Here is a 21336-nt window from a genome sequence, read left to right as displayed (position 1 = left end):
ACAACCCCCCCCTTAATATGGAGTCGCTTCACGCCATATACCTAATCCGTAAATGACCCCTTCAAGATTATAGGTGGCCTCGATTGCCGGTGCCGTTCCCCCGCTCTCAAAGGTAATGCTTCCAGGATCTTGCTGATTCTTGACCAGCGTGTAGTCCTCCAGCCGAATGCCGAATATTCCATCTGCAACAGCTGCCGCCGCGCTCTGCAGCTTGGCATTCTCCATGTCCAGCAGCTTCTGTTCCTGCTCGGCACGCTGCTCCGGGCTATTCGGATTAGCCGGGGCTAGAGACGGATCGGAAACCTTCAGGACCGCATGAGTAACATAATTCATCGTTACAAACGAAGATGCGGATGCATCCGGTCCATAAAACAAAGTGATTTCCCCATCCATTCCCCATCCCGTGTTGCGGGCTGCTTTATTCAGCTTAACCGTGCCGCTTCTTAATTTGCTCATCGCATTCAGCCCGGTCTGCTTCAAGTCTTCCCCTATCTCCTCCTGACCCACCTCGAAGTAAGCCCCGACATATTTCCCGTTCACATAACCAATCTGCGCCTCTTCTGAGAACAGGTTCTCGCTCAACTGCGCAGCCTGATTAGGGACACGCCCGTAATCCACAAACCGTGTCAACCCATCCGCTTTGAACTCGCCCTTATAACCCAGTTCCCGCAGCTTCTCCTTGGCCTTGCCCAGCATATCGTCATCAATTTCTTCAGCAGCAAATATAGCGCTCATACTGTACATCATCACTTGCCCTGTCTCCGTGCTGACCCAGATATTGGCGTAATAGTCGCCGTCCTTAAAAATAATGCGGACCTGATCTGCTCCTACCTGCGGCTCTATGCTCTCGAAGGGCAGCTTCTTGCCAAGCTGCTCCTGCATCGTCTTCTCTGCCGTCTTGATCATCCCGGCCTCCGTAACGTCAGCGGTTTCTTCATGCTGATAGGAAGGACCGGCGGTGTTTCCTTCGCCAAAAGGTCCGGTTCCCAGGTAAAACACCCCTGCTCCCACAAGCAGCAGGACTCCGGCAGCGGCTATGCCCGCACGGAATTTAAATCCTTTCCGTTCCTGGTGCGGCTCGCCTTCCTTCACCCGGCGCATAACCTTACCGGCATGCACATCCGTAAATTTCGCCTCTTCGAATGGCCCTTTTCTAGCCCGTTCATACCACTCAGGCTCCCGTTCCCGCATCACTCCAACCCCCTTATACTTTCCTGGACTTTACGCCGCGCACGGTGCAGTCTGGATTTGACGGTTCCCGGAGATAACCGGGTCAGCTCGGCAATTTCTTTTACCGACAGCTCCGCTCTTAAATCGAGCACCAGCACTTCACGGAATTTATCCGGCAGCTTCATAATAATGCTCCAAATGTCGTCGATATGGCGGTTGCCGAGATACTCCATCTCCGCCGAACGGGTAATGCCGGTCTGTTCCAGCACGAACCCTTCATTGCCGGAGCCGGAAGGACTCAGGGTTTGAACTCCGCCCCACAGGCCTGATCGGAAGAAACGTGATTTGCGGTAGGAAAACACCGTATTACGCGCAATCGTGAGCAGCCACGCCTTCAGTGAGGAAGTTCCCCGGTAGGTCCCGATCCGGTAATAGCATTTGACGAATACCTCCTGCGCCAGATCATCCGCCTGTTCGGAATTGCCGGTGAGATAATAGATATAATGCCAAATATCCTCGCCATACAGGCTCATGATTCGCCTCAGCTGTTCTTCATCCATTGTTTCTGCTGCTTTAAGATTATCGAGTTCCAATACATTCACCTCACTACATATGACCTCACTGCCAGCTAACGGGTTCCCGTTTGGCAAAATTTCTTTATGGATACAGCAAAAAAAAAAAAAAAAAAAACGGAAGGCCGCAGCCTCCCGCCAAATGATAGGGTTGATCAAACATTGAAATAAGTGCCGATTCTCAAATTATTGAACATTCTTCCATAAATTATAACGTTTGCCGATTCAAACGGTCAATGTGTCAGCCCAGCGGAGAGTGCGCCAGCAGTCTTTGAATAGAACGGTTGGCCTCATGCAGCACAACCTCCTTATCTACCGTCTTCAACAGACCATGATCCATCACGATTTCACCGTCGATGATTGTCGTCTCCACATCTGCCCGGGTGGCGGAATAGACAATACGGGAAATCGGATCTACATCAAAGGAGGGGAAGGTATGAAAGTTGTAGAGGTTGAGAATCGCCAGATCGGCTTTTTTGCCTACCTCGATGCTGCCGATCTTGTCTTCCATGCCTACCGCCTTGGCCCCGCCGATGGTCGCCATCCGGAAGACACTTCTTGCATCCATCGTGGTCGGCCCATGCTGCGGTTTCTGGATGATTGCAGCGAGCCGCATCTCATTGAACATATCCAGGTTGTTGTTGCAGGGCGCACCGTCCGCACCGAGACTGAGATGGATGTGGGTCTCCAGCATCCCCGGTGTATCGGCGATCCCGGAAGCCAGCTTCAGATTGGAGCCCGGACAGTGGCTGACATGTACCCCGCGGTCCCGCAAAATCTTTTTCTCCTCGTCATCCAGCCATACACAATGCGCGAGAATCAAGCGATCATTCGCCAGCCCCAAATGATCAAGGTAGACGACATTGCGCATGCCGGTCATCGCCTGGACAATCTCGATCTCCCCCAAATTTTCCGAAGCATGGGTATGCACCTTAACTCCATAGCGGGCCGACAGATCCCGTACTTCCTTCAGCAGCGGCTCCGTGCAGGAGATGACAAAACGCGGCGAGAAGGCGTACTGGATCCGGCCCCCGCCATAGCCATGCCATTTCTCCAGCAAATCCACGCTCTCCTGAAGAGAGGCAGCCGTCTCCTCCTGCAGGGCTGCCGGAACCTCGTCATTCTTCTGATCCATCATCACCTTGCCGGACAGGGCGCGTATGCCGCTCTTGGCTATGGCCTGGAAAGCATAATCCGTATGGTTCACCGTTTCCATATCCACAATGGTCGTTGTGCCGCTGGAAATCAACTCCCCTATGCCCAGCATGGCGGAGTAATAGAGTGATTCCTCATCATGCGCCGCTTCCAGCGGCCAGATCCGCTTGCGCAGCCAATCCATCAGCTCCAGATCATCGGCTTTGCCGCGGAAGAGCGTCTGGCATAGATGAATATGCGTCTGTACAAAACCGGGAATGACCGTACGGTTCTTCGCGTCAATGACCCGTTCACCGTCCTGCGGCTGCAGCCCGCTGCCGATTTCCACAATCAGGCTGTCCTTAATGCGGATGTCCCCGTAAAGAATCTCCTCCTGCTTGTTCATCGTAATAATCTCCGCATGTTTGATCAGTATGTTCGCCATGATCCGATTCCCCCTTGTCAGATAACAGTTAGCTGCTGCAGATAACACAAAAAGGCCACAAAAATATGCCGCAGCATATTTTCGTAGCCAGAAATTTACGGTTCCCGGTAGAGACCCTTAAACCAATTATTAAGGATATACGAAAGAAAAGACTATTCAATTGTTTTCTGAATAGTCCCATCATAAAGTAAGGATAGGTTTATTGTCAACTAAAGTTACATATAAATGCAGTAACCCTTTAAATTCTGATGAAAAGATCCCAAAAAGGTCAATTCAACGATTTTAATGTTAACTAATATTACATAAAGTTCATTTTTGAAGGGAATGTTCCTTAAGCTTGTCCGTCCAGTTTCGCCGCGCCTTCCAGCACCTTCTCAAATACCGGGAAATTCGCTGTACGGCCGGGGAACGAGACTTCACCCCTGCGCTCATAGCCAAGTCTGGGATATAAGCTAAGCGCTATGGTATTCTTCATATATGTATCCAGCCGGATGCTGCTGTATCCGCAGTTCACAGCATACTCCTCGGCAAAAGCGGTCAGCTTCCGCGCGATGCCCTTGCCCTGCACCTCCGGATGAACAGCCAGGCGATGCATGATTAAATGCCGTCCCTGCTCCTGCGACCAGCGAATCTCCCCGTACTGCTCCGCCTGATTCTCGTCCAATACAATAATACCTGCAATGGCTTCATTGTCGATATAGACATACAGTGTGCCGCACTCGATATCGAGACCGATAACTTCCCGGTTAGGGTAGCTCTCATTCCATTGGTCGCTACCGCCGGCCTGCATAACCTGTACACATTTGGCAATCAGCTCCATAATCTCCCCGATTTCTTCTCTCAGCGCCTTCCGAATCTTATTACCGCTCATGTGTACCCTCCACTTTTCTATCGACATTTGAATCCGGCAAGGATTCTGTAAAGAAAGTCTACCATAACCGGAAGTACAATCAATAGACCAGAGCTTTCCAACTGCTCCAGAGCGGGCGGATCAGAGGGAAGCGGCCTATAGAGGAGTAGCGGCGGTTTAACCTTCACCAGCCCTCTAATTGGCCCCTTACCCTTTGGCCTTGGATGTCTCAGCCCAGCTCCAGCTTATGCCCGTCCTCGAAGCCCTTGGCGAAACCGGCGTCGAACCCCACGTTGTATGCTTCGGTGTAGCCCTGCTGAAAGGCGTCTCCCGGCGGCGTTTCCGGAGGGACGCCAAGATCCGGGGGGAGCTGTACTACCTGAGGCGCCGGAGGAGCTTCAACCACTGGGACCACCTGCACGGGTACCATATGCACTGGCGGCTGCACTACCGGCTGAACTATCGGCTGCACAGACGGATGCACTACCTGGATTTTCTGCACAATCCGGCGGCGTTGTCTTCTCTTCTTGCGCACCAACAGACCTTTTGGGGCTCTGCCATAACGAACTTTGCGGCTGCGGCCTCTGCCGATCCTGGCCTTCCGGGATAGCAACAATGTTCGTCTGCGGGTTCCCCTGCCTGAACGCTTGATAGCTTTCTTCCTCTTCATTCTTCTACTCCTCCTGTACTCCATGCACTCTTGAGGTTCCTCCTGCACATGTCTTGCTCAGCCATGGCGCAGCAGGAATTCCCCGTTTGGGCTGATGCAGCGAAATGCCGGACATCATCCGGCACATGGCGCTTTGGTACTGGCTTAGGATTCTGATATTGTCGCTTAGCTTGCGGGCTGTCAGCTCCGATTGCCCCGTTATTTCGGCGATGCTCTCCAAGATCGCGGCGAGTGCGGCCTGGCTGCGGGCAATGGAGCGGATCATCTCCAGCTTGACGGCGTGTTCGGAGAGAAGCCCGCCGCTCATTTGTCGTCGTCCCCGAAATTAAAGCCTTCACCGGACATGCCGCCAAAGCCCTCGCCGCCGCCGCCTTCTTCCTCACCGCTGCCCAGCACTGCCTTTAAATTGCTGTACAGCCCATTCTCCAATTTCGTCAGCCCTTCCACCATTTCCACGATCACTTCATGAATGGAGAGGGATTGCTTCAACTGCTCTTCATGGGTATCGAACGCTCTAGCGTGGATATGATGCTGCGTCCACTGCTTCACCTTTTCCGCTTCCACCGCTTTGGCTTCAAGAATCATCGCGATGTTCCACTGGATAGTAGCGGTCGACTCCAGCATTTGCAGATAAGCCTTTTCTCTGCTCATCTTCCGCCTCCTGCTCTTTTAATCGCTACTCTTCTTCCTGACCGTTTAATTCCTTGATGACTCTGCCTACCCCTTCAGCCATCGCTTCTTCCAGATCGGCTATCGCGTTCAAGTAAGCAATAATATTCTTGTTAACCTGACCGTGGCTTTCTACCAGCCCGCTGAATCCGCCAAAATCAGGCTCCGCATCCGGCAGATCATGGACTATTTGCGACATACGGACGGCAACGTGGCGTTCGGCGTCAAGAATCCGCGCCATCTGTTCGTGCGTATGGGCCATGTGCTGCAGCACTTTTGTTATTTTATTCTGCACCTTCATGTCTCCTTTGCTCAAACGCCCTGCTACAGCATATGCGGCAAGCGCCTTGACGGTGCGGAGAACCGGTGTAACTTTGCGGGGGGCCAGAAGACTTTTGCTGAGAATAGGCGGAGATTGACAACTGCGGAAAGTCAGATTATTCTGAGGATGAAATTGAATTTTTTACCATACATAGATTAGGAATCAGTTCCTGACCGGATTGGAGGTAATGTATGAAACTGGCAGGCAACCGTCTGGATTTGCAGCCTTTAACCGCAGCGGAGCTCTCGCTCGCCACAGAGAATTATGCCGGGCTGAAGCACGCTCTTGGCATGAACGCTGGCGGCGCCTCCTTGGATGAGGAAATGCAGTATGCTATGCGGATCAGGCATTCCAGAGTGCAGCAGGATGAGGAAAATTACCTCTGGCTGACCAACTGGGCCATTATTCAGCGCAGGCACCAGCAGATTATCGGGTATATCATCCTGAAAGGCTGTCCGAATGAACAAGGGGAGGTCATTATAGGCTACTGCATTGACGAATGGCATTGGGGAAAAGGCTATGCTACAGAGGCAGTGCGGACTATCAGCGAATGGATCTTCAGCGATCCCAGGGCGCAATGGATTATTGCTGATACGGAAAAGGATAATTGGGCTTCTCACAAAGTCCTGGAGCATCTGGGCGCGCATATGTACCGTGACACGGGTGATTTGTTCTGGTGGAGAATTGCACGGCCGGCTAACACTGTATCCTCCATACAATAATCTGCAACGAAACTCTCATTTCTTGTACAATGAAAAACACGCCGCCCTTAAGGCAGCGTGTCTTTCAGCTTCTCACCCGCTTCACGCAGTGACTGGAATGTTCCCGCATCACTCCACCATTCCTTAAGCACATCATAGCTGAGCATGCGGTCGGCAGCGTAAATGTTGTTCACATCGGTAATTTCCAGCTCCCCCCTTTGGGAAGGGGACACGCGGCGGATAATATCGAACACGGCCTCATCGTACATATAAATGCCGGTTACACAATAGTTGGTCTTCGGGATCTCCGGCTTCTCTTCGATGTACGCAATCAATGTTGAATCCTCGCCGTCAAACACCGGAACGCCGTATCTCCGCGCATCCTCCACCGGCTTCAGCAGCACTTTCGCCGTGCCTTCGGGCTGCTGAAGATAGCTCTGCACATAAGGCGTCAGATCATCCATAAAAAGATTGTCACCCAGCAGCACGATAAACCTTTCGCCAGGAAGAATAAATCCCTCCGCCAGCTCCAGCGCTTCCGCGATACCTCCTGCGGCTTCCTGAATTTTGTAAGTCAGAGATACGCCAAATTCCGCACCGCTGCCCAAAAAATCGGTATACTGCCCCGCAGACTGCTTGCTGATGACCAGGAGAATATCGGTTATACCCCCCCGGCGCAACCGGTCTATACCGTAACACACCATAGGATATTTGCCGACCGGAAGCAAATGTTTGTTCATAAGCCGGGTCAGCGGATAGAGTCTTGTTCCTTTTCCGCCCGCCAATATGACTCCTTTCACTTACTTTCCTCCTCTTTATCTGTGTCTTTAGTCTTCGGGTCAACATTTCAGAAGAACTGTGCCGGATCCATATGCCATTTATCTATAAAAATCCTGCGGTTTCGCTCCACAAGCTCCTTAAGTGCAGAGGAGTATACCTCCTTGAAGCTCGCGCTTCCTTCATGATGCACCAGGCAATCCCCGGCAATCAGCAGCCGGTAGCCACGCAGCCGGGCGCGGAAGCAGTAATCATCATCCTCATAATGTCCAGGTGAATACCGTTCATCCAGCAGTCCAACAGTGTCCATCAGCTCTCGTTTGAACAAAAAGCACAGGCCCACCAACCGTCTCGTCTCTATCCATTTCGAGGGATCTTGGAGGTTGGCCTGCCGGGCCTCCGCATGAAAACCCGGTATATCACTGTATGCAGTCTTGACCTGCTGCTGGCCGCTGGCATAGTTGGTCACGGGACCGGCAATACCAACTTCCGGTGCGCTGTATAGTGCTGCCTTAAGGTTCCTTAGCCAGCCCTGCGAGACGACAACATCATTATTCAACAGCAGCAGCTCATCGCCTGAAGCGAGTTGCATCCCCATATTGCAGGCAACGGGAAACCCGCGGTTCTCAGGCAGGGAGATAAAGGTTAGATTATTTGTCCGGCAGTACGTGTCGGTACCATCCTTCGAAGCGTTGTCGATCACAATGATTTCATACGGCGTTTCGGTATAGGCCCGGATGGCTTCCACACAGGTCCGCAGCAGTTCAAGTCCGTTATATGTCGGAATAATGATACTGGTCATTGTCATAACCGGTTCCTCCAGGCAGCCATTTGCCGGCGCTGCTCCTGCAGGCGCTCGCCGGAGAGCACTCCGCTCGCTTCCCTGTGCGCAATAACCGCCTGCAGCGCTTCCGCATGATCGCCGATAATCAGTTGTTCCACCGCGTTGCCGGTTCCCGTATTCCCTTGGCGCAGCCGGTTATGCTTGATGACATCAACCGTTCCGGCCTTCTCCACCCGCAGCCGATTCAGAATGGAGAGGGCTTGCGCTTTCGGGGGAACCATCAGTTCACGGTAACCGATGGTTTCCAGTGCACGGCGGGACAAGGCATGGGGAACAGCGGTCATGGAGCTCACCCCGAGATCACTCCGGCCTAGAACCCCGTTTAAATACAGCTTGCAGCGGGTGACATCATCACTTGCGCCAAATGGCGGCAGCAGGCCATCCAGATCATTAAGCGCAACATCAATTCCGCTGTCTACAGCTGCTGCAAAAAGGGCCAGCTGCCGGGCTGGAATGCTCATGTCTCCATCCAGAAAGAGCAGAATATTCCCCCGGCTGAGCTTGGCGCCAAGCGCACGCCCCACATCATGACCGGCCGATTGGGGGCAATGCACAACCGTTGCCCGTTTACACATTCTGGATTGCTGAAAGCTGTTGTCGCTGCAGCCGTTCAGTACCACGATGATCTCCGCCGGCTCCAGAAGCTCCACCTGCTCCAGGAGACCGGGCAAGGTACGCGCCTCATCTCTTGCCGAGATGATGACGGACAGCAAGCCGCGCAATTTCGGAAGCATCCGCTGCGGTTTCCCGGCAGCGGATGCTTCTGCCGCCGTGCGCCGGACAGCAGAGCCGCGGGCTGCGGATAATCCCGCTCCCGTAAGCCGTTCAGAGGAGCTGCCAGCCGCTATTGAATCTGCTCCTCTTTTATTAGATGCAGACTTCCTGATGCCCGGAATACCTGCTCCGCTCCGGCGGGGAGACGTGCCGGCGGAAAACGTTCTTCTCCGTTTCGAACGTAATACGGCCTTATAGCCAATAGCCATTACCTCACCATCTCCCTTCGCCGGGTGCCGTCGCTGAATCCCGCCCTCTCCCCCTTGAGCTCAAGCAGCATAGACACAGCATCGAGGTGATCCCTGAGAATAATCTCCTGCAAGGGGTCCCTTCCGCCGCGCTTGCGGCGGACAGCATTCAGTTTGCCAACAGGCACTTTATGCACTTCCCTTACATTCAAGCCTTCCAGCAATGCGCGGGCATAAGCCAGCGGCGGCCTTGACAATAGACCGCTCCCCAGCACATTAAGCGCCTTGCGGCTGAGCGCATGGGGAACCGCCGTCAGTGAATACCCCTTCAGGTCGGAACGTCCGAGCATAATGTTCAGTGCATACTTGGAGAGCACCACAGGATGCGGAACCCTGCTGCGGACCGGCCCGGAATAATCATTAAGCGCTACATCCGTCCCGCCGCGGATTGCACTTACGAATGGACGCAGCTGCGCGGCGGGAATGACAAGATCCCCATCTGTAAACAGCAGGACCTCCCCTTTGGCCGCATCCGCTCCGACACTTCGGCCAACATCGTGTCCAAGCGGCTGCTCGAAAGAGATGACATGGGCACCCATAGATTTCGCTATTTCCGCCGTTTTATCGGCAGAGCCATTAACAATCACAATAACCTCACAGCGCGGATGAACACCCCTGGCTCCGGCAATCACACCGGCAATCGTCCTGGCCTCATTCATAGCCGGAATAATAACAGACACGTAAGGCTCGGGATGATTCTGTGCAGGACGTACAGCTACGGGCCGCACTGGCCGGGAGTTCCGCCGCGCTGGTCGAGCTGCCCGCCGCCCCGTGCGGCGGGCAGATGTTCGTTTATGCCTCAAGCTCATCCACCTTCCTTGCAGGGCATACTGCCGGGCTTAGGGTTACATCACAGTCTATGTAATCCGCTTCTCCGGGTAACGGCGGGTGTCTCCCTTCACACACAAATTTGGACAGATGCCATCCATCCCGCATTCAACCAACTTTTTCGGGCGATAAACACAAGTGGAAACGGATACCGTCCTTAAAAGGACGGTATCCGTTTCAGCGAGAAATAGAAGGATAATTTATAGCGTGAAGCATATAAATTTTTATATTTGAACAAGAGCGCAGCCGGCGGCTGCGCTCTTATCCGCTTTTTCAGCGGCTCTGTATTTAATCGAATACCCGGTTTTCTGGCGGCTTTGCCGGAGGCGAGCCGAGTGCAATCCAGGATAACACTCCATAGAAATGCTGGGTTTCACGCAGGCGGTTCACCAGGATTACAGCCTCTCCGCCGGCTCTCGTTTTAAGCGAGGCGTGAAAGAACGGCTGGTTCGTCATGGCCACAAGCACATAGCCGGTATGGCCAAAGCTTTCGTCAAAGGATACAGTGACCTCCACACTCTCTGCGTCACCATTGAACATGAACGCCGTCATTCCGAACTGCTGGAGTACCTCCCGGTTTCCGGCGCTCTGCACCGGACTGAAGGAGAGATGCTCCGCACCCACCGCGCCGCGGGCCAGATGGTCACCGGATACCGCGCCGGGAGCAATATGGTAGCCCTGCACACTTTCTTCCTCCAGATGGCGGGATTGAACGGCGAAGGAAGCAATTTTGGCTGCATCCACTGCTTCATCCTGGAGTCCGTCAGTTCCAACCGCACTCTCTGCGAGCTGCTCGGCACCAACACTGCCTGAAGCCAGTTTCGCTCCGGTAATGCTGCCGTCAGGGAGCAGTTCAGCGCTGCGGACCTCTGGGGCCAGATGCTCAAGCTTGATGGTCTCGGGAAGCAGGTGACGCTCCTCCAATACTCCGTCTGCGAGATGTTCGCCGTACACGCTCTCCTGCTGGAGATGCTGTGAACCTACCGCTCCAGCCGCCAGCTTCGCGGAGCTGACGCTGCCGTCAGACAGCAGCTCTGCGCTGCGGACCTCTGGGGCGAGATGCTCGAGCTTGATGATCTCGGGAAGCAGGTGGCGTTCCTCCACTACTCCGTCTGCAAGATGTTCACCATACACACTCTCCTGCTGAAGATGCTGTGAACCTACCGTTCCGGCTGCCAGCTTCGCAGAGCTGACGCTGCCGTCCGGCAGCAGATCGGAGGTCAGGGTCTCCTTCGCCAGATGCTTCAGCGTAATGCTTCCAGACTGGATGTGCCGGCCGTCTACGGCTTCGACCGCAAGATGTCCGCCGTATACACTGCCCGGAGCCAGCTGGAAGGAGCCGACGGAGCCTTGCGCCAGCTTCTTCCCGCCGATGCTGCCGTCAGGGAGCAGGTCTGCGCTGCGGGCCTCTGCGGACAGATGCTCCAGCTTGATAATCCCGGGATTCAGGTGGCGTTCCTCCACCACTCCATCCGCGAGATGTCCTCCGTTCACACTCTCCTGCTGCAGATGCTGTGAACCTACTGCTCCGGCTGCCAGCTTCGCGGAGCCGATGCTGCCGTCAGGGAGCAGGTCTGCGCTGCAGACCTCTGCGGACAGATGCTCCAGCTTGATAATCCCGGGATTCAAGTGGCGTTCCTCCACCACTCCGTCCGCGAGATGTCCTCCGTTCACACTCTCCTGCTGGAGATGCGGCGAACCTACTGCTCCGGCTGCCAGCTTCGCGGAGCCGATGCTGCCGTCAGGGAGCAGGTCTGCGCTGCAGACCTCTGCGGACAGATGCTCCAGCTTGATAATCCCGGGATTCAAGTGGCGTTCCTCCACCACTCCGTCCGCGAGATGTCCTCCGTTCACACTCTCCTGCTGAAGATGCTGTGAACCTACCGTTCCGGCTGCCAGCTTCGCGGAGCCGATGCTGCCGTCCGGCAGCAGATCAGCGCTGCGGACCTCTGCGGACAGATGCTCCAGCTTGATAATCCCGGGATTCAAGTGGCGTTCCTCCACCACTCCGTCCGCGAGATGTCCTCCGTTCACACTCTCCTGTTGGAGATGCGGCGTGCCTATCGCTCCGGCTGCGAGCTTCGTAGAGCCGATGCTGCCGTCAGGGAGCAGTTCAGCGCTGCGGACCTCTGCTGTCAGATGCTCCAGCTTGATAATCTCGGGATTCAAGTGGCGTTCCTCCACTGCTCCGTCCGCGAGATGTCCTCCGTTCACACTCTCCTGCTGGAGATGCAGCGAACCTATCGCTCCGGCTGCCAGCTTCGTGGAGCCGATGCTGCCGTCAGGGAGCAGTTCAGCACTGCGGACCTCTGCAGCCAGATGCGCGAGCTTGATAATCTCGGGATTCAAGTGGCGTTCCTCCACCACTCCGTCCGCGAGATGTTCTCCGTTCACACTCTCCTGCTGGAGATGCGGCGAACCTATCGCTCCGGCTGCCAGCTTTGCGGAGCCGATGCTGCCATCCGGCAGCAGATCGGAGGTCAAGGACTCCTCCGCAAGATGCTTCAGTTTGATGCTGCCGGGGCGGATGTGCCGGCCGTCCACGGCTTCGCTCGCAAGATGTCCGCCGTATACACTGCCTGGAGCCAGCTGGAAGGAGCCGATCGAGCCTTGCGCCAGCTTTTTCCCGCCAACGCTGCCGTCCGGCAGCAGATCTGCGCTGCGGACCTCTGCGGACAGATGATCAAGCTTGATGATCCCGGAATTCAAGTGGCGGTTCTCCACTATTCCGTTCGCGAGATGTTCTCCGTGCACGCTCTCCTGCTGGAGCTGCTGCGAACCTACCGCACCTGCCGCCAGCTTCGCTGAGCCGATGCTGCCGTCCTGCAGCAGATCGGAGGTCAGGGTGTCCTCCGCAAGATGCTTCAGCTTGATGCTGCCAGAGCGGATATGGCAGCTGTCCACGGCTTCCATGGCAAGATGCCCGCCATATACGCTGTCTGAAGCCAGCTGGAAGGACCCGATGGAGCCTTGCGCCAGCTTTTTCCCGCTGATGCTGCCATCCGGCAGCAGATCTGCACTGCGGACCTCTGCGGCCAGATGCTCAAGCTTGATGATCTCGGGATTCAGGTGGCGCTGCTCCACGACTCCGTCCACGAGATGTTCTCCGTGCACGCTCTTCTCCTGGAGATGCTGCGGACCTACAACTCCTGCCGCCAGCTTTTCTCCACCGATGCTGCCGTCCGGCAGCAGTTCTGCGCTGCGGACCTCTGCAGCTAGATGCTCAAGCTTGATGATCTCGGGATTCAAGTGGCGATCCTCCACTACTCTGTCCGCGAGATGTCTGCCATGAACACTCTCCTGCTGGAGATGCTGCGAACCCACCGCTCCCTTTGCCAGCTTCGCGGAGCTGACGCTGCCGCTCGGCAGCAGGTCGGAGGTCAGAGTCTCCTCAGCCAGATGCTTCAGCTTAATGCTGGCGGGGCGGATGTGCCGGCTGTCCACGGCATCGATCGCAAAATGTTCTCCATGTACGCTGCCCGGAGCCAGCTGGAAGGACCCGATGGAATCTTCCGCCAGCTTCTCCCCGCCAATGCTGCCGTCCGGCAGCAGCTCTGCGCTGCGGACCTCTGCGGCCAGATGCTCCAGCTTGATGATCTCTGGGTTCAAGTGGCGCTCTTCCACCACTCCGTCCGCAAGATGTTCTCCATATACGCTGTCCGGAGCCAGCTGGAAGGAGCCGATCGAGCCTTCCGCCAGCTTTTCCCCGCCGATGCTGCCATCAGGAAGCAGCTCTGCGCTGCGGACCTCTGCGGCCAGATGCTCCAGCTTGATGATCCCGGGATTCAAATGGCGCTCTTCCACCACTCCGTCCGCAAGATGTTCTCCGAATACACTCTCCTGCTGGAGATGCTTCGAACCTACCGCTCCGCCTTCCAGCTTCGCGGAACTGATGCTGCCATCCGGCAGCAGCTCGGAGGTCAGGGTCTCCTCTGCAAGATGCTTCAGCTTGATGCTGTGAGGGCGGATGTGGCGGCTATCTACGGCTTCGACCGCAAGATGTCCGCTATATACGCTGCTCGAAGCCAACTGGAAGGAGCCGATCGAGCCTTCCGCCAGCTTTTTCCCGCCGATGCTGCCGTCAGGGAGCAGATCAGCGCTGCGGACCTCTGCTGTCAGATGCTCCAGCTTGATGATCTCGGGATTCAAGTGGCGTTCCTCCACCGCTCCGTCCGCGAGATGTTCTCCGTTCACACTTTCCGCCTGGAGGTTCTCCGAACCTACCGCTCCGGCCGCCAGCTTCGCGGTGCTGACACTGCCGTCCGGCAGCAGATCAGCGGTCAGGGTCTCCTCCGCCAGATGCTTCAGCTTGATGCTGTGAGGGCGGATGTGGCGGCTGTCCACGGCTTCGACCGCAAGATGTCCGCCATATACACTGCTCGGAGCCAATTGGAACGAACCGATCGAGCCTTCCGCCAGCTTTTCCCCGCCGATGCTGCCGTCCGGGAGCAGCTCTGCGCTGCGGACCTCTCCGGCCAGGTGATCCAGGGTGATTTCTCCCTGCTTGATATGACGGCCTTCCAGTGAATCCTCCGCCACATGACTGGTACCAATACTGCCTGGAGACAGATGGAGGGAAGACACGGCACCTTCGACCAGCTTGGAACTGCTAATGCTGCCATCCTGGATTTGAATCGATGAGATGGAGCTAGGAATAATGTGCCCGTTGCCAATAGACATCGGACGAATATGTGCGCCGCCGACACTTCCCGGGGCAAGATGTCTGCCTTGGACAGCCGTGTCGCTGATCGACGCGGGGCTAACCGACCCTGGTGTCAAATGCTCCGCAGCCACGGATAAGGCTGCCAGCTTGGCGGAAGTAACACTGCCATCAGCCAGCTTGGTGGAAGTGACCGCCAGATCACTGAGCTTATCCGTTGAGACACTCTCCGGCGATAGCTTCAATGAAGTAACCGCATGATCCGCCAGATGATGCGGCTGCACCGCACCTGCGGCGAGATGTACTTCCTTCACCGCGCCGGAGGCAAGCTTGTCGCCCGAGACCGAGCCGGACTGCAGAGCCGAATTCGTCACGCTGTTCTCACCAAGATGTCTGCGCTCTATGGCGCCCGGCGCCAGATGTTCAGAATCCACTACGGCGTTCTGCAGTACACGGGCGCTGACGCTGGCATCGGCCAGATTTTTTTCCTCCACCGTACAGAAGGCGATATGTTCACCACTCACAGCTTCACGGGCAATTGCGTTTCCGGTGACCGCACCTGCAGCCAGCTTGCCGGCATGAATGCCCCCGTCCGCCAGCTTGGCGGCGGTAATGCTCTTCGCGCGCAGATGCTCTCCGGCCACAGCTTCACTTGCCAGCTGTTCTCCGGTAACCGCACCGGATGCGAGATGAGCCGTCAGCACCGACTGGCTCTGCAGCTGCTCCGACCCGACCGATTCCTTAGCCAAGTGGGACTGATCTACAGCTTCACGCTGCAGGTGGAGCGAGGTCACGGCCTGCATGGCAAGCTGCGGTCCGCGTACTGCGGATTTGGCGATATGCCGTGTAGTGACCGCTTCATCCGCCAGTTTATTCGGCAGGATGCTCTGATCGGCGATTTTGGAGGAGGTGACCGCCTGCTCCACGAGCTGTACCGTCCCAACTGCACCTTCCGCCAGCTTCACAAAAGAAATGCTCCGGTCCGCCAAATGACGGGCGGTGATTTCCCCGTCGCCGATATGGGTGCCATTTACGCTTTCCGGACTCAGGTGCTGGCTGCGTACAGCCTTCTCTCCCAGCTGCCGCGCGCCTACTGCGGCATCCGCAAGATGTCCGCTGTCAATGCTGCCGGACTGGAGCTGCTCCTTGCCGATAAGACGGCCGGCAAGCTGCTCAGGCCCGATGGCTCCCGGCGCCAGATGTTTCGCCGTGATGACGCCTTCGCTCAGATGGCGGCCCTCAATCACGGCATCGCCCAGTTTGGATCCGCTGATCTCGCCGTCGGCGATTTTATCGCCGGACACCGCCTCGTCAGCCAGTTTGGAACGGTCGATGCTTCCGTTCGCCAAATGTCGGCTGACGATGGTGCTGCTTAGAATTTTCTCGCCGGTTATGGCTCCATCTTCCAGCAAGTCGGCAGTAATCAGCAGCTCGCTCAAGTGACGGCTGGCAATGGACCGGTCGGCAATTTGTTCTCCCCCGATAATACGGTCAGCCAGCTTCTCCGGACCGATGCTTCCGTTCTTCAGCTTCTCACCGCTGATCGAATGATCCAGCAGCTTGCCGCCGTTCACACTTCCTTCCGCCAGATGCTCACCAGTTATCGATTCGGGGGCTATCTTCGAGGACGTTATCGCCTTGTCCGCGATATTGATGCTCTGCACCGCATAATCCTGCAGCCAGGGAGTACCGATAATCCCGAATTTCAGCTTAGAGCCGTCAATGGTGCGCGGAGCAATCTTCTGGCCGGTAACGGCCGCATCGCACAGATCATCGGTATATACGGGCTGCAGGCGCTCTTTTTCCAGAACAGGCAGAACGGGCTCGGGTGCGTGGACAACCACCTCCTCTATCTGGAGTGTTTCTTCTGCTGCCGGCACCTCCAGCAATTTTTTATCCGGGGCAGCAGGTACGGCAGGTACGGCAGGTACGGCAGGTACGGCAGGTACGGCAGGTACAGCTGGTTGTTGTGCCGGTTCTGCAACAACTTCTACCGTGCCCACACCACTAACCTGCAGGGCCCGGTCTGGCGGATCCACCGTTTCGCTGACGGGTACTTCAAATCCCCCTTGCACCCTTGGACTGCTTCCCAGCATACTCAGTTCTTTTTTATTGGGATTATCCACGTAGTAGAGTCGCTTCTTGGAACTGTGTTGTTGATTCCTTCTGGAGCTCTTCACAAGCAGTCTCCTCCTTCCATCTGTTGTTTCTTCTAGGCATCATATGCAGTCCAGTGGGCGGATGACACCATTTGCAGCAAGGCTGCCTATAATCAATCTGCAACTAAATCGGCTTCGTCTATCTTTTGAAAAAGGGCTTCTGCCGCCGCGCATTCGTCCACCCTGAAGGCCACGTACAAACATACAATGAGAGCATAAGGGCTACAGCCGTAAATACAGAAGATAACGGGAGGAACGAACATGGGGCAAAAGCTCGTGGGAATACTGCTAAATGCCGCTGTGCACCGGGGCGTTCCCCGGTTAAAAACGGGACAGGAGTCGCTGGAGAGCTATGAGGAGGCGGCTGCCGCATATGGATTGACCCCCTGCTTTTTGAAGCTGGCCGACATAGATACGGAATCCGGATTCAGCATCGCTTATATCAAGGGGTCCCAGGGATATCGCAGAGCCGTAATCCCCACACCTGGTGTAATCCATAACCGGGCAATATACAGCCAGGACAGCAGCGGAATCGAGCGGCTGCTCCGGCAGGGCCTTTTGATATACAACACATGCAACCGTTACGGGAAAGAACAGATTCACGGGCTGCTGGAACAAAACGAAGACCTGCAGAGCTATCTGCCGGTTACAACAGCGGGGCTCCCGGGTCTGAAGGAGATGATGGACCTCTACCCCGACCTCATCCTCAAACCGTGCCGCGGCAGTATCGGTAAAGGGGTTATGCGTCTTACTCACTACAGCGGACGGAGCTGGACCTGGAGTTATCTGCCTTCACGTTCTAGCCGGTGGGTAAGCACCTTCGTGGATCAGGATGTTTTGCCACGGATGCTTCGGGCGCGTCTCGCCGCTGAATCCTATCTGGTGCAGGAACGTATCCCGCTGGCTGAAATCAGCGGACGCCCCTTCGATCTCCGGGTCACGGTGCAACGCGGCTGGGGAGGAACTTGGCAGGTGACCGGCATGTTTGCTAAGCTGGCCGCTCCTGGCGGGTTCGTATCCAATATCGCACGGGGAGGCGAAGCGCTTAGCGCCTCATATGCGCTGGATCAGGCCTTCCCGGGTGAAGCTGCAGCATACCTTCGAATGACAGTGCAGACTCTCAGCCTCGCCATCGCACGCGAGCTTGAGCACAGTCTTCCCGGGCTTGCCGACATCGGGCTGGATATCGGCATCACCCGGAACAGACGGATTTACTTCATTGAATGCAATGGCCGTGACCAGCGTTATGGATTCCTCAAGGCAGGACTCAGAGGAACCTGGAAAGAAAGCTACCGCAGGCCAATGGCTTACGCCCGGTTCCTGCTCGAAGACGCCTCCCGGTATAACTCTTATTGATTTGTCTCCTATTCTATGTCAATATAATTCAGAGCGGATAAGGCCCCGGGTATGGGGCCTTGTTGCTGCATGATGGAAGGGAGATGTTCATGGTTAAACAATTGCTGCGGCTGATGACGGAACTGTCCTCGCACAGATGGCTTTCCCGGTTGATGGGGGCTTTTTCCCATAGCAGACTCAGCCGTTTTTTGATCCCGGTATTTATTAAGTCCTATCATATTCCCGCTGCTGAAGCGGAGAAGCATTCCAGACAATATCGTACGCTTAACGAATTTTTCAGCCGGCGCTTGAAACCGGGGATGCGCCCTGTCTCAAACGGGGACAACGCCGTATCCAGTCCGGTGGATGCGATGATTACCGCCATGGGTGAGATTCATTCCGGAACAATTATGAATGTAAAAGGACAGGATTATGAGCTGGAAGAACTGCTTAACCACTCTCCGCACCTGGAGCTGTACAAGAAAGGCTTTTTCTTCGTGCTGTATCTGAGCCCTACGGATTATCACCGGATTCACGCGCCTCTCACCGGGCGTAAAGTCGAGAGTGATCATATCCGCGGCCGGGCTTATCCTGTCAATGAATTCGGTATGAGACATATGAAGGGTGTGCTGAGCCGCAACGAACGTCTTATTACTTATATCGCTGGAGCGAATGGGGAAGCAGCGGTTGTAAAGGTAGGCGCAATGAATGTCAGCAGCATCCGCTACACCGATGAGCAGGCCATGGAATGGCAAATCGGCGATGATCTGGCTTATTTTGAATTCGGCTCAACCGTAGTACTACTGCTGGAGAGCGGCACCTTTACCCCAAGAGCCGGGCTGGCAAGCGAGACCAAGGTCAAGATGGGGGAACTGCTGGGAACCTTGCAGCGTCATCTTTAACATTTCATCCTAACCTAACAACGAACATATAAGGGTACTCCGCAAGCCTTGAACAGGGCCGGAGTATCCTTTTTCATAGAGCTGATATTTATCATAAATTTTAAGCATTTGGCTGATGTTTCCTCTTGATTATCAACATGATCCCTCCGATATACATGTAGGACCATACATACATCAGGGGGAACTTTTACATGAACAAATCGAAAGACCGGCTTGGCAAATTCACTAACTTATCTTTAAGGATCAAGCTTCCCGGGCTGATTACCCTGCTCGTAATCGCCAGTGTGCTGGCTATATCCGTTTCAGTGTACAGCTTGGGCTCGGAACTGCTGCTCAAAAAAAGCAAAGACGAGATTACCGCCAACGCCGACCGGATCGGAGAAGGCTTATGGACTGCCGTGCAGCTGCAGAAGGAGGCTTCCTATCTGATTTCATCGCAGGAATTGTTCCGCGCGTTATTGAATCTGCGTGAGGAGGGAACGTTGTCCGAAACCGAGTTCTTTTCCGGGAAGAACCCTTATTACAGTGCATCCAATGAGAAGCTTGCCACAATCCTGAAGAATACAAGGGGCAGCCAATCCATGGTCGTCCTTGATGCCAAAGGAACCATTGTTGCCGGAAGCAATAAAGAGACCGTCGGCGAATCACGCTCAGACAGGGAATATTTCCAGAAATCCATAAAAGGCGAAGCTTTTATCAGCGATGCCACAGTATCCCAAAGCACAGGCCAGTTGATTATAGCTTTTTCCCGGCCGATTAAAGATTTAAGCGGCAAGGTGATCGGCGTGTATTCATCCAACATGAGCTCCGAGTTTTTTATAGATAAATTAGGAAAAATCCAAATTAACGGCCAGGGCCAGATTGAAATTCTGAGCCGGAGCGGAATCGTGCTGTACAATTCGAAGGATGAGAAAAGAATCGGATTAAAACCCGAAGGTACCAAAGCTCTGCTTAACCTGCAGGCGAAAGACGATATCCTCACAGGAGAAAGTGATCTCGGAACAGAATATCTCCGGTACAACAAGATTCCAGATGCCGATTGGGTAGTATCGGTCATTGATTCTTACGAGGATATCAAAATGCCGATTATGTCCATGCTTAAGCAGATTGTTGCCATTTCCATACTGGCCGTGCTGCTCGTTACTGCGATAGGTCTGATAGTATCCAGATCAATCACACGGCCGATTGTGCAGCTGAGCAAATTGTTCAGACAACTGGCCTCAGGCGACCTGCAGGTTACTGCCACGGGAAAATATAATAGTGAATTCAAGGAGCTTGCCGACAGCTTTAATACGATGGCTCAGCAGAACAAATTGCTGATTACGAATATGAACACTTCCATTTCCGTGCTTAATTCAAGCACCAAGGATCTGGACGAATCCTCCAAGCAGACAGCCAAATCGATCGGCGAGACAACGGTAACCACTGCAGAAATTGCCACAGCCATAGAGTCGCAGGCGCATGATACCGAGACGATTGTGGATAAATTCCTCAGCTTCGGCGAGAAATTCGTCTCCATGAATGAAAAAGCCCAATCCGTCAAAGAGCGGGCCGATGAAATTATTGAAGTCTTCCACAGCAGCAATCAGGTTGTAGAAGAACTGTCCAATATCAGCGAGCAAAACGATGAGGAAGTGCAGAAAATCTCTGCGATTACCCTGAAGCTGCAGGAAAGCTCGAGCAGTATCGGCCAGATCACCGGAGCGATCAGCAATATCGCCAAGCAGACAAATCTGCTTGCACTGAATGCCTCTATCGAAGCGGCAAGGGCCGGAGAATATGGACGGGGATTTGCTGTAGTTGCCACTGAAATCCGCAAGCTGGCTGAACAGAGCTCTGTCCAGTCCAGTGAAATCAACGGGATTATCGGGCAGAATCTGGCTTTCGTACAGGAAAATCATCAGAGCGTGCAGCAGATTAAGGATATTTCCGCGCAGCAGGACGAGTATGTAGGCAGAACCCGGCAGGCCTTCCATGCCATTCACCAGAATATTACGGATATCACCGAACAGATTAAGAGCATGGCTGATGACATTGCCCTTATGCAGCATGATAAGGACGAAATGCTGGAATCCACGCAGAATCTGTCTGCATCGGGTGAGCAGGTTTCGGCCTCGGTTGAAGAGGTTACGGCAACAATGCATGAGCAATCTTCCATGGTTCACCGTTTAGCCGATATGGTCGAAACAATTGACGGGTTAACCAAGGGCCTGGCTGAGGCCGCCTCCAAATTCAAGTTGGAATAGCAGTACATCTTCACCGGAAAGCAGCAAAAG

Annotated in this window: 17 protein-coding genes and 1 riboswitch; of the genes, 4 read left to right on the top strand and 13 right to left on the bottom strand. The window is 54.8% G+C overall.

From position 1 onward, the window contains the following. Positions 1–12: 12 nt before the first annotated feature. From NYE29_RS16105 to NYE29_RS16070, 8 genes are all read right to left on the bottom strand, one after another. A complete protein-coding gene (locus NYE29_RS16105) occupies positions 13–1191 on the bottom strand; it encodes a hypothetical protein (protein WP_076110800.1) in 1179 nt (392 codons plus the stop codon). Next, positions 1191–1772, bottom strand: coding sequence for an RNA polymerase sigma factor (locus NYE29_RS16100; protein ID WP_306080825.1), 582 nt, complete (start codon positions 1770–1772; stop codon positions 1191–1193). The genes NYE29_RS16105 and NYE29_RS16100 overlap by 1 nt, the downstream gene beginning before the upstream one ends. Positions 1773–1983: 211 nt before the next feature. After that, positions 1984–3321 (bottom strand): 5'-deoxyadenosine deaminase, encoded by a 1338-nt coding sequence (locus NYE29_RS16095; protein WP_038596015.1) that lies wholly within the window; start codon positions 3319–3321, stop codon positions 1984–1986. A 64-nt stretch (positions 3322–3385) separates the two neighbouring features. Next, positions 3386–3484, bottom strand: a riboswitch (purine riboswitch). A gap of 168 nt (positions 3485–3652) precedes the next feature. Then, positions 3653–4192 (bottom strand): GNAT family N-acetyltransferase, encoded by a 540-nt coding sequence (locus NYE29_RS16090; protein WP_340896749.1) that lies wholly within the window; start codon positions 4190–4192, stop codon positions 3653–3655. A gap of 208 nt (positions 4193–4400) precedes the next feature. Next, a complete protein-coding gene (locus tag NYE29_RS16085) occupies positions 4401–4841 on the bottom strand; it encodes a hypothetical protein (RefSeq protein WP_340896748.1) in 441 nt (146 codons plus the stop codon). Positions 4842–4845: 4 nt separating this feature from the next. Continuing rightward, the gene (locus NYE29_RS16080; protein WP_076110804.1) at positions 4846–5148 is read right to left on the bottom strand and encodes a hypothetical protein; all 303 of its coding nucleotides are present in this window, start codon (positions 5146–5148) and stop codon (positions 4846–4848) included. Beyond that, positions 5145–5492, bottom strand: a complete 348-nt coding sequence (locus tag NYE29_RS16075) for a restriction endonuclease subunit S (protein WP_076110805.1) — start codon at positions 5490–5492, stop codon at positions 5145–5147. The genes NYE29_RS16080 and NYE29_RS16075 overlap by 4 nt, the downstream gene beginning before the upstream one ends. A 25-nt stretch (positions 5493–5517) precedes the next feature. Beyond that, a complete protein-coding gene (locus NYE29_RS16070; RefSeq protein WP_038596026.1) occupies positions 5518–5805 on the bottom strand; it encodes a hypothetical protein in 288 nt (95 codons plus the stop codon). A gap of 218 nt (positions 5806–6023) precedes the next feature. On the opposite strand from NYE29_RS16070, the gene NYE29_RS16065 reads away from it, so the two are divergent. Continuing rightward, positions 6024–6554 (top strand): GNAT family N-acetyltransferase, encoded by a 531-nt coding sequence (locus NYE29_RS16065; RefSeq protein ID WP_340896747.1) that lies wholly within the window; start codon positions 6024–6026, stop codon positions 6552–6554. A gap of 47 nt (positions 6555–6601) precedes the next feature. On the opposite strand, the gene NYE29_RS16060 is transcribed toward NYE29_RS16065, so the two are convergent. From NYE29_RS16060 to NYE29_RS16040, 5 genes are all read right to left on the bottom strand, one after another. Continuing rightward, entirely contained in the window at positions 6602–7333 is a 732-nt protein-coding gene (locus NYE29_RS16060; protein WP_038596028.1) for a sugar phosphate nucleotidyltransferase, read from the bottom strand. A 47-nt stretch (positions 7334–7380) separates the two neighbouring features. Then, complete coding sequence (locus tag NYE29_RS16055) at positions 7381–8118, bottom strand: glycosyltransferase family 2 protein (RefSeq protein ID WP_076110808.1); 738 nt, start codon at positions 8116–8118, stop codon at positions 7381–7383. Continuing rightward, on the bottom strand, positions 8115–9137 hold the full coding sequence (locus tag NYE29_RS16050; protein ID WP_340896746.1) for a glycosyltransferase family 2 protein: 1023 nt from the start codon (positions 9135–9137) through the stop codon (positions 8115–8117). Before NYE29_RS16050 ends, NYE29_RS16055 begins: the two co-directional genes overlap by 4 nt. After that, positions 9137–9985 (bottom strand): glycosyltransferase family 2 protein, encoded by an 849-nt coding sequence (locus NYE29_RS16045; RefSeq protein WP_340896745.1) that lies wholly within the window; start codon positions 9983–9985, stop codon positions 9137–9139. Before NYE29_RS16045 ends, NYE29_RS16050 begins: the two co-directional genes overlap by 1 nt. A 307-nt stretch (positions 9986–10292) precedes the next feature. Then, positions 10293–16844, bottom strand: a complete 6552-nt coding sequence (locus tag NYE29_RS16040) for a WIAG-tail domain (RefSeq protein WP_340896744.1) — start codon at positions 16842–16844, stop codon at positions 10293–10295. Positions 16845–17084: 240 nt separating this feature from the next. Here NYE29_RS16040 and NYE29_RS16035 point away from each other — a divergent pair, with 240 nt between their 5' ends. The 3 genes from NYE29_RS16035 to NYE29_RS16025 all read left to right on the top strand — a co-directional run bounded on the left by NYE29_RS16035 (position 17085) and on the right by NYE29_RS16025 (position 21306). After that, entirely contained in the window at positions 17085–18179 is a 1095-nt protein-coding gene (locus NYE29_RS16035) for a YheC/YheD family endospore coat-associated protein (protein ID WP_076112492.1), read from the top strand. Positions 18180–18268: 89 nt separating this feature from the next. Beyond that, complete coding sequence (asd, locus tag NYE29_RS16030) at positions 18269–19060, top strand: archaetidylserine decarboxylase (RefSeq protein ID WP_076112493.1); 792 nt, start codon at positions 18269–18271, stop codon at positions 19058–19060. Between the two features lie 191 nt (positions 19061–19251). Then, positions 19252–21306 carry a methyl-accepting chemotaxis protein gene (locus tag NYE29_RS16025; protein ID WP_076112494.1) on the top strand — a complete coding sequence of 685 codons (2055 nt, stop codon included), beginning with the start codon at positions 19252–19254 and terminating at the stop codon, positions 21304–21306. The last annotated feature ends 30 nt before the right edge of the window (positions 21307–21336 follow it).

The organism is Paenibacillus sp. FSL M7-1046 (genome assembly GCF_038007405.1).
In the GTDB taxonomy this organism is placed as follows: Bacteria; Bacillota; Bacilli; order Paenibacillales; family Paenibacillaceae; genus Paenibacillus_AQ.
Note: the sequence above shows the minus strand (reverse complement) of the source record. Positions and strands in the feature narration are given on the sequence as shown.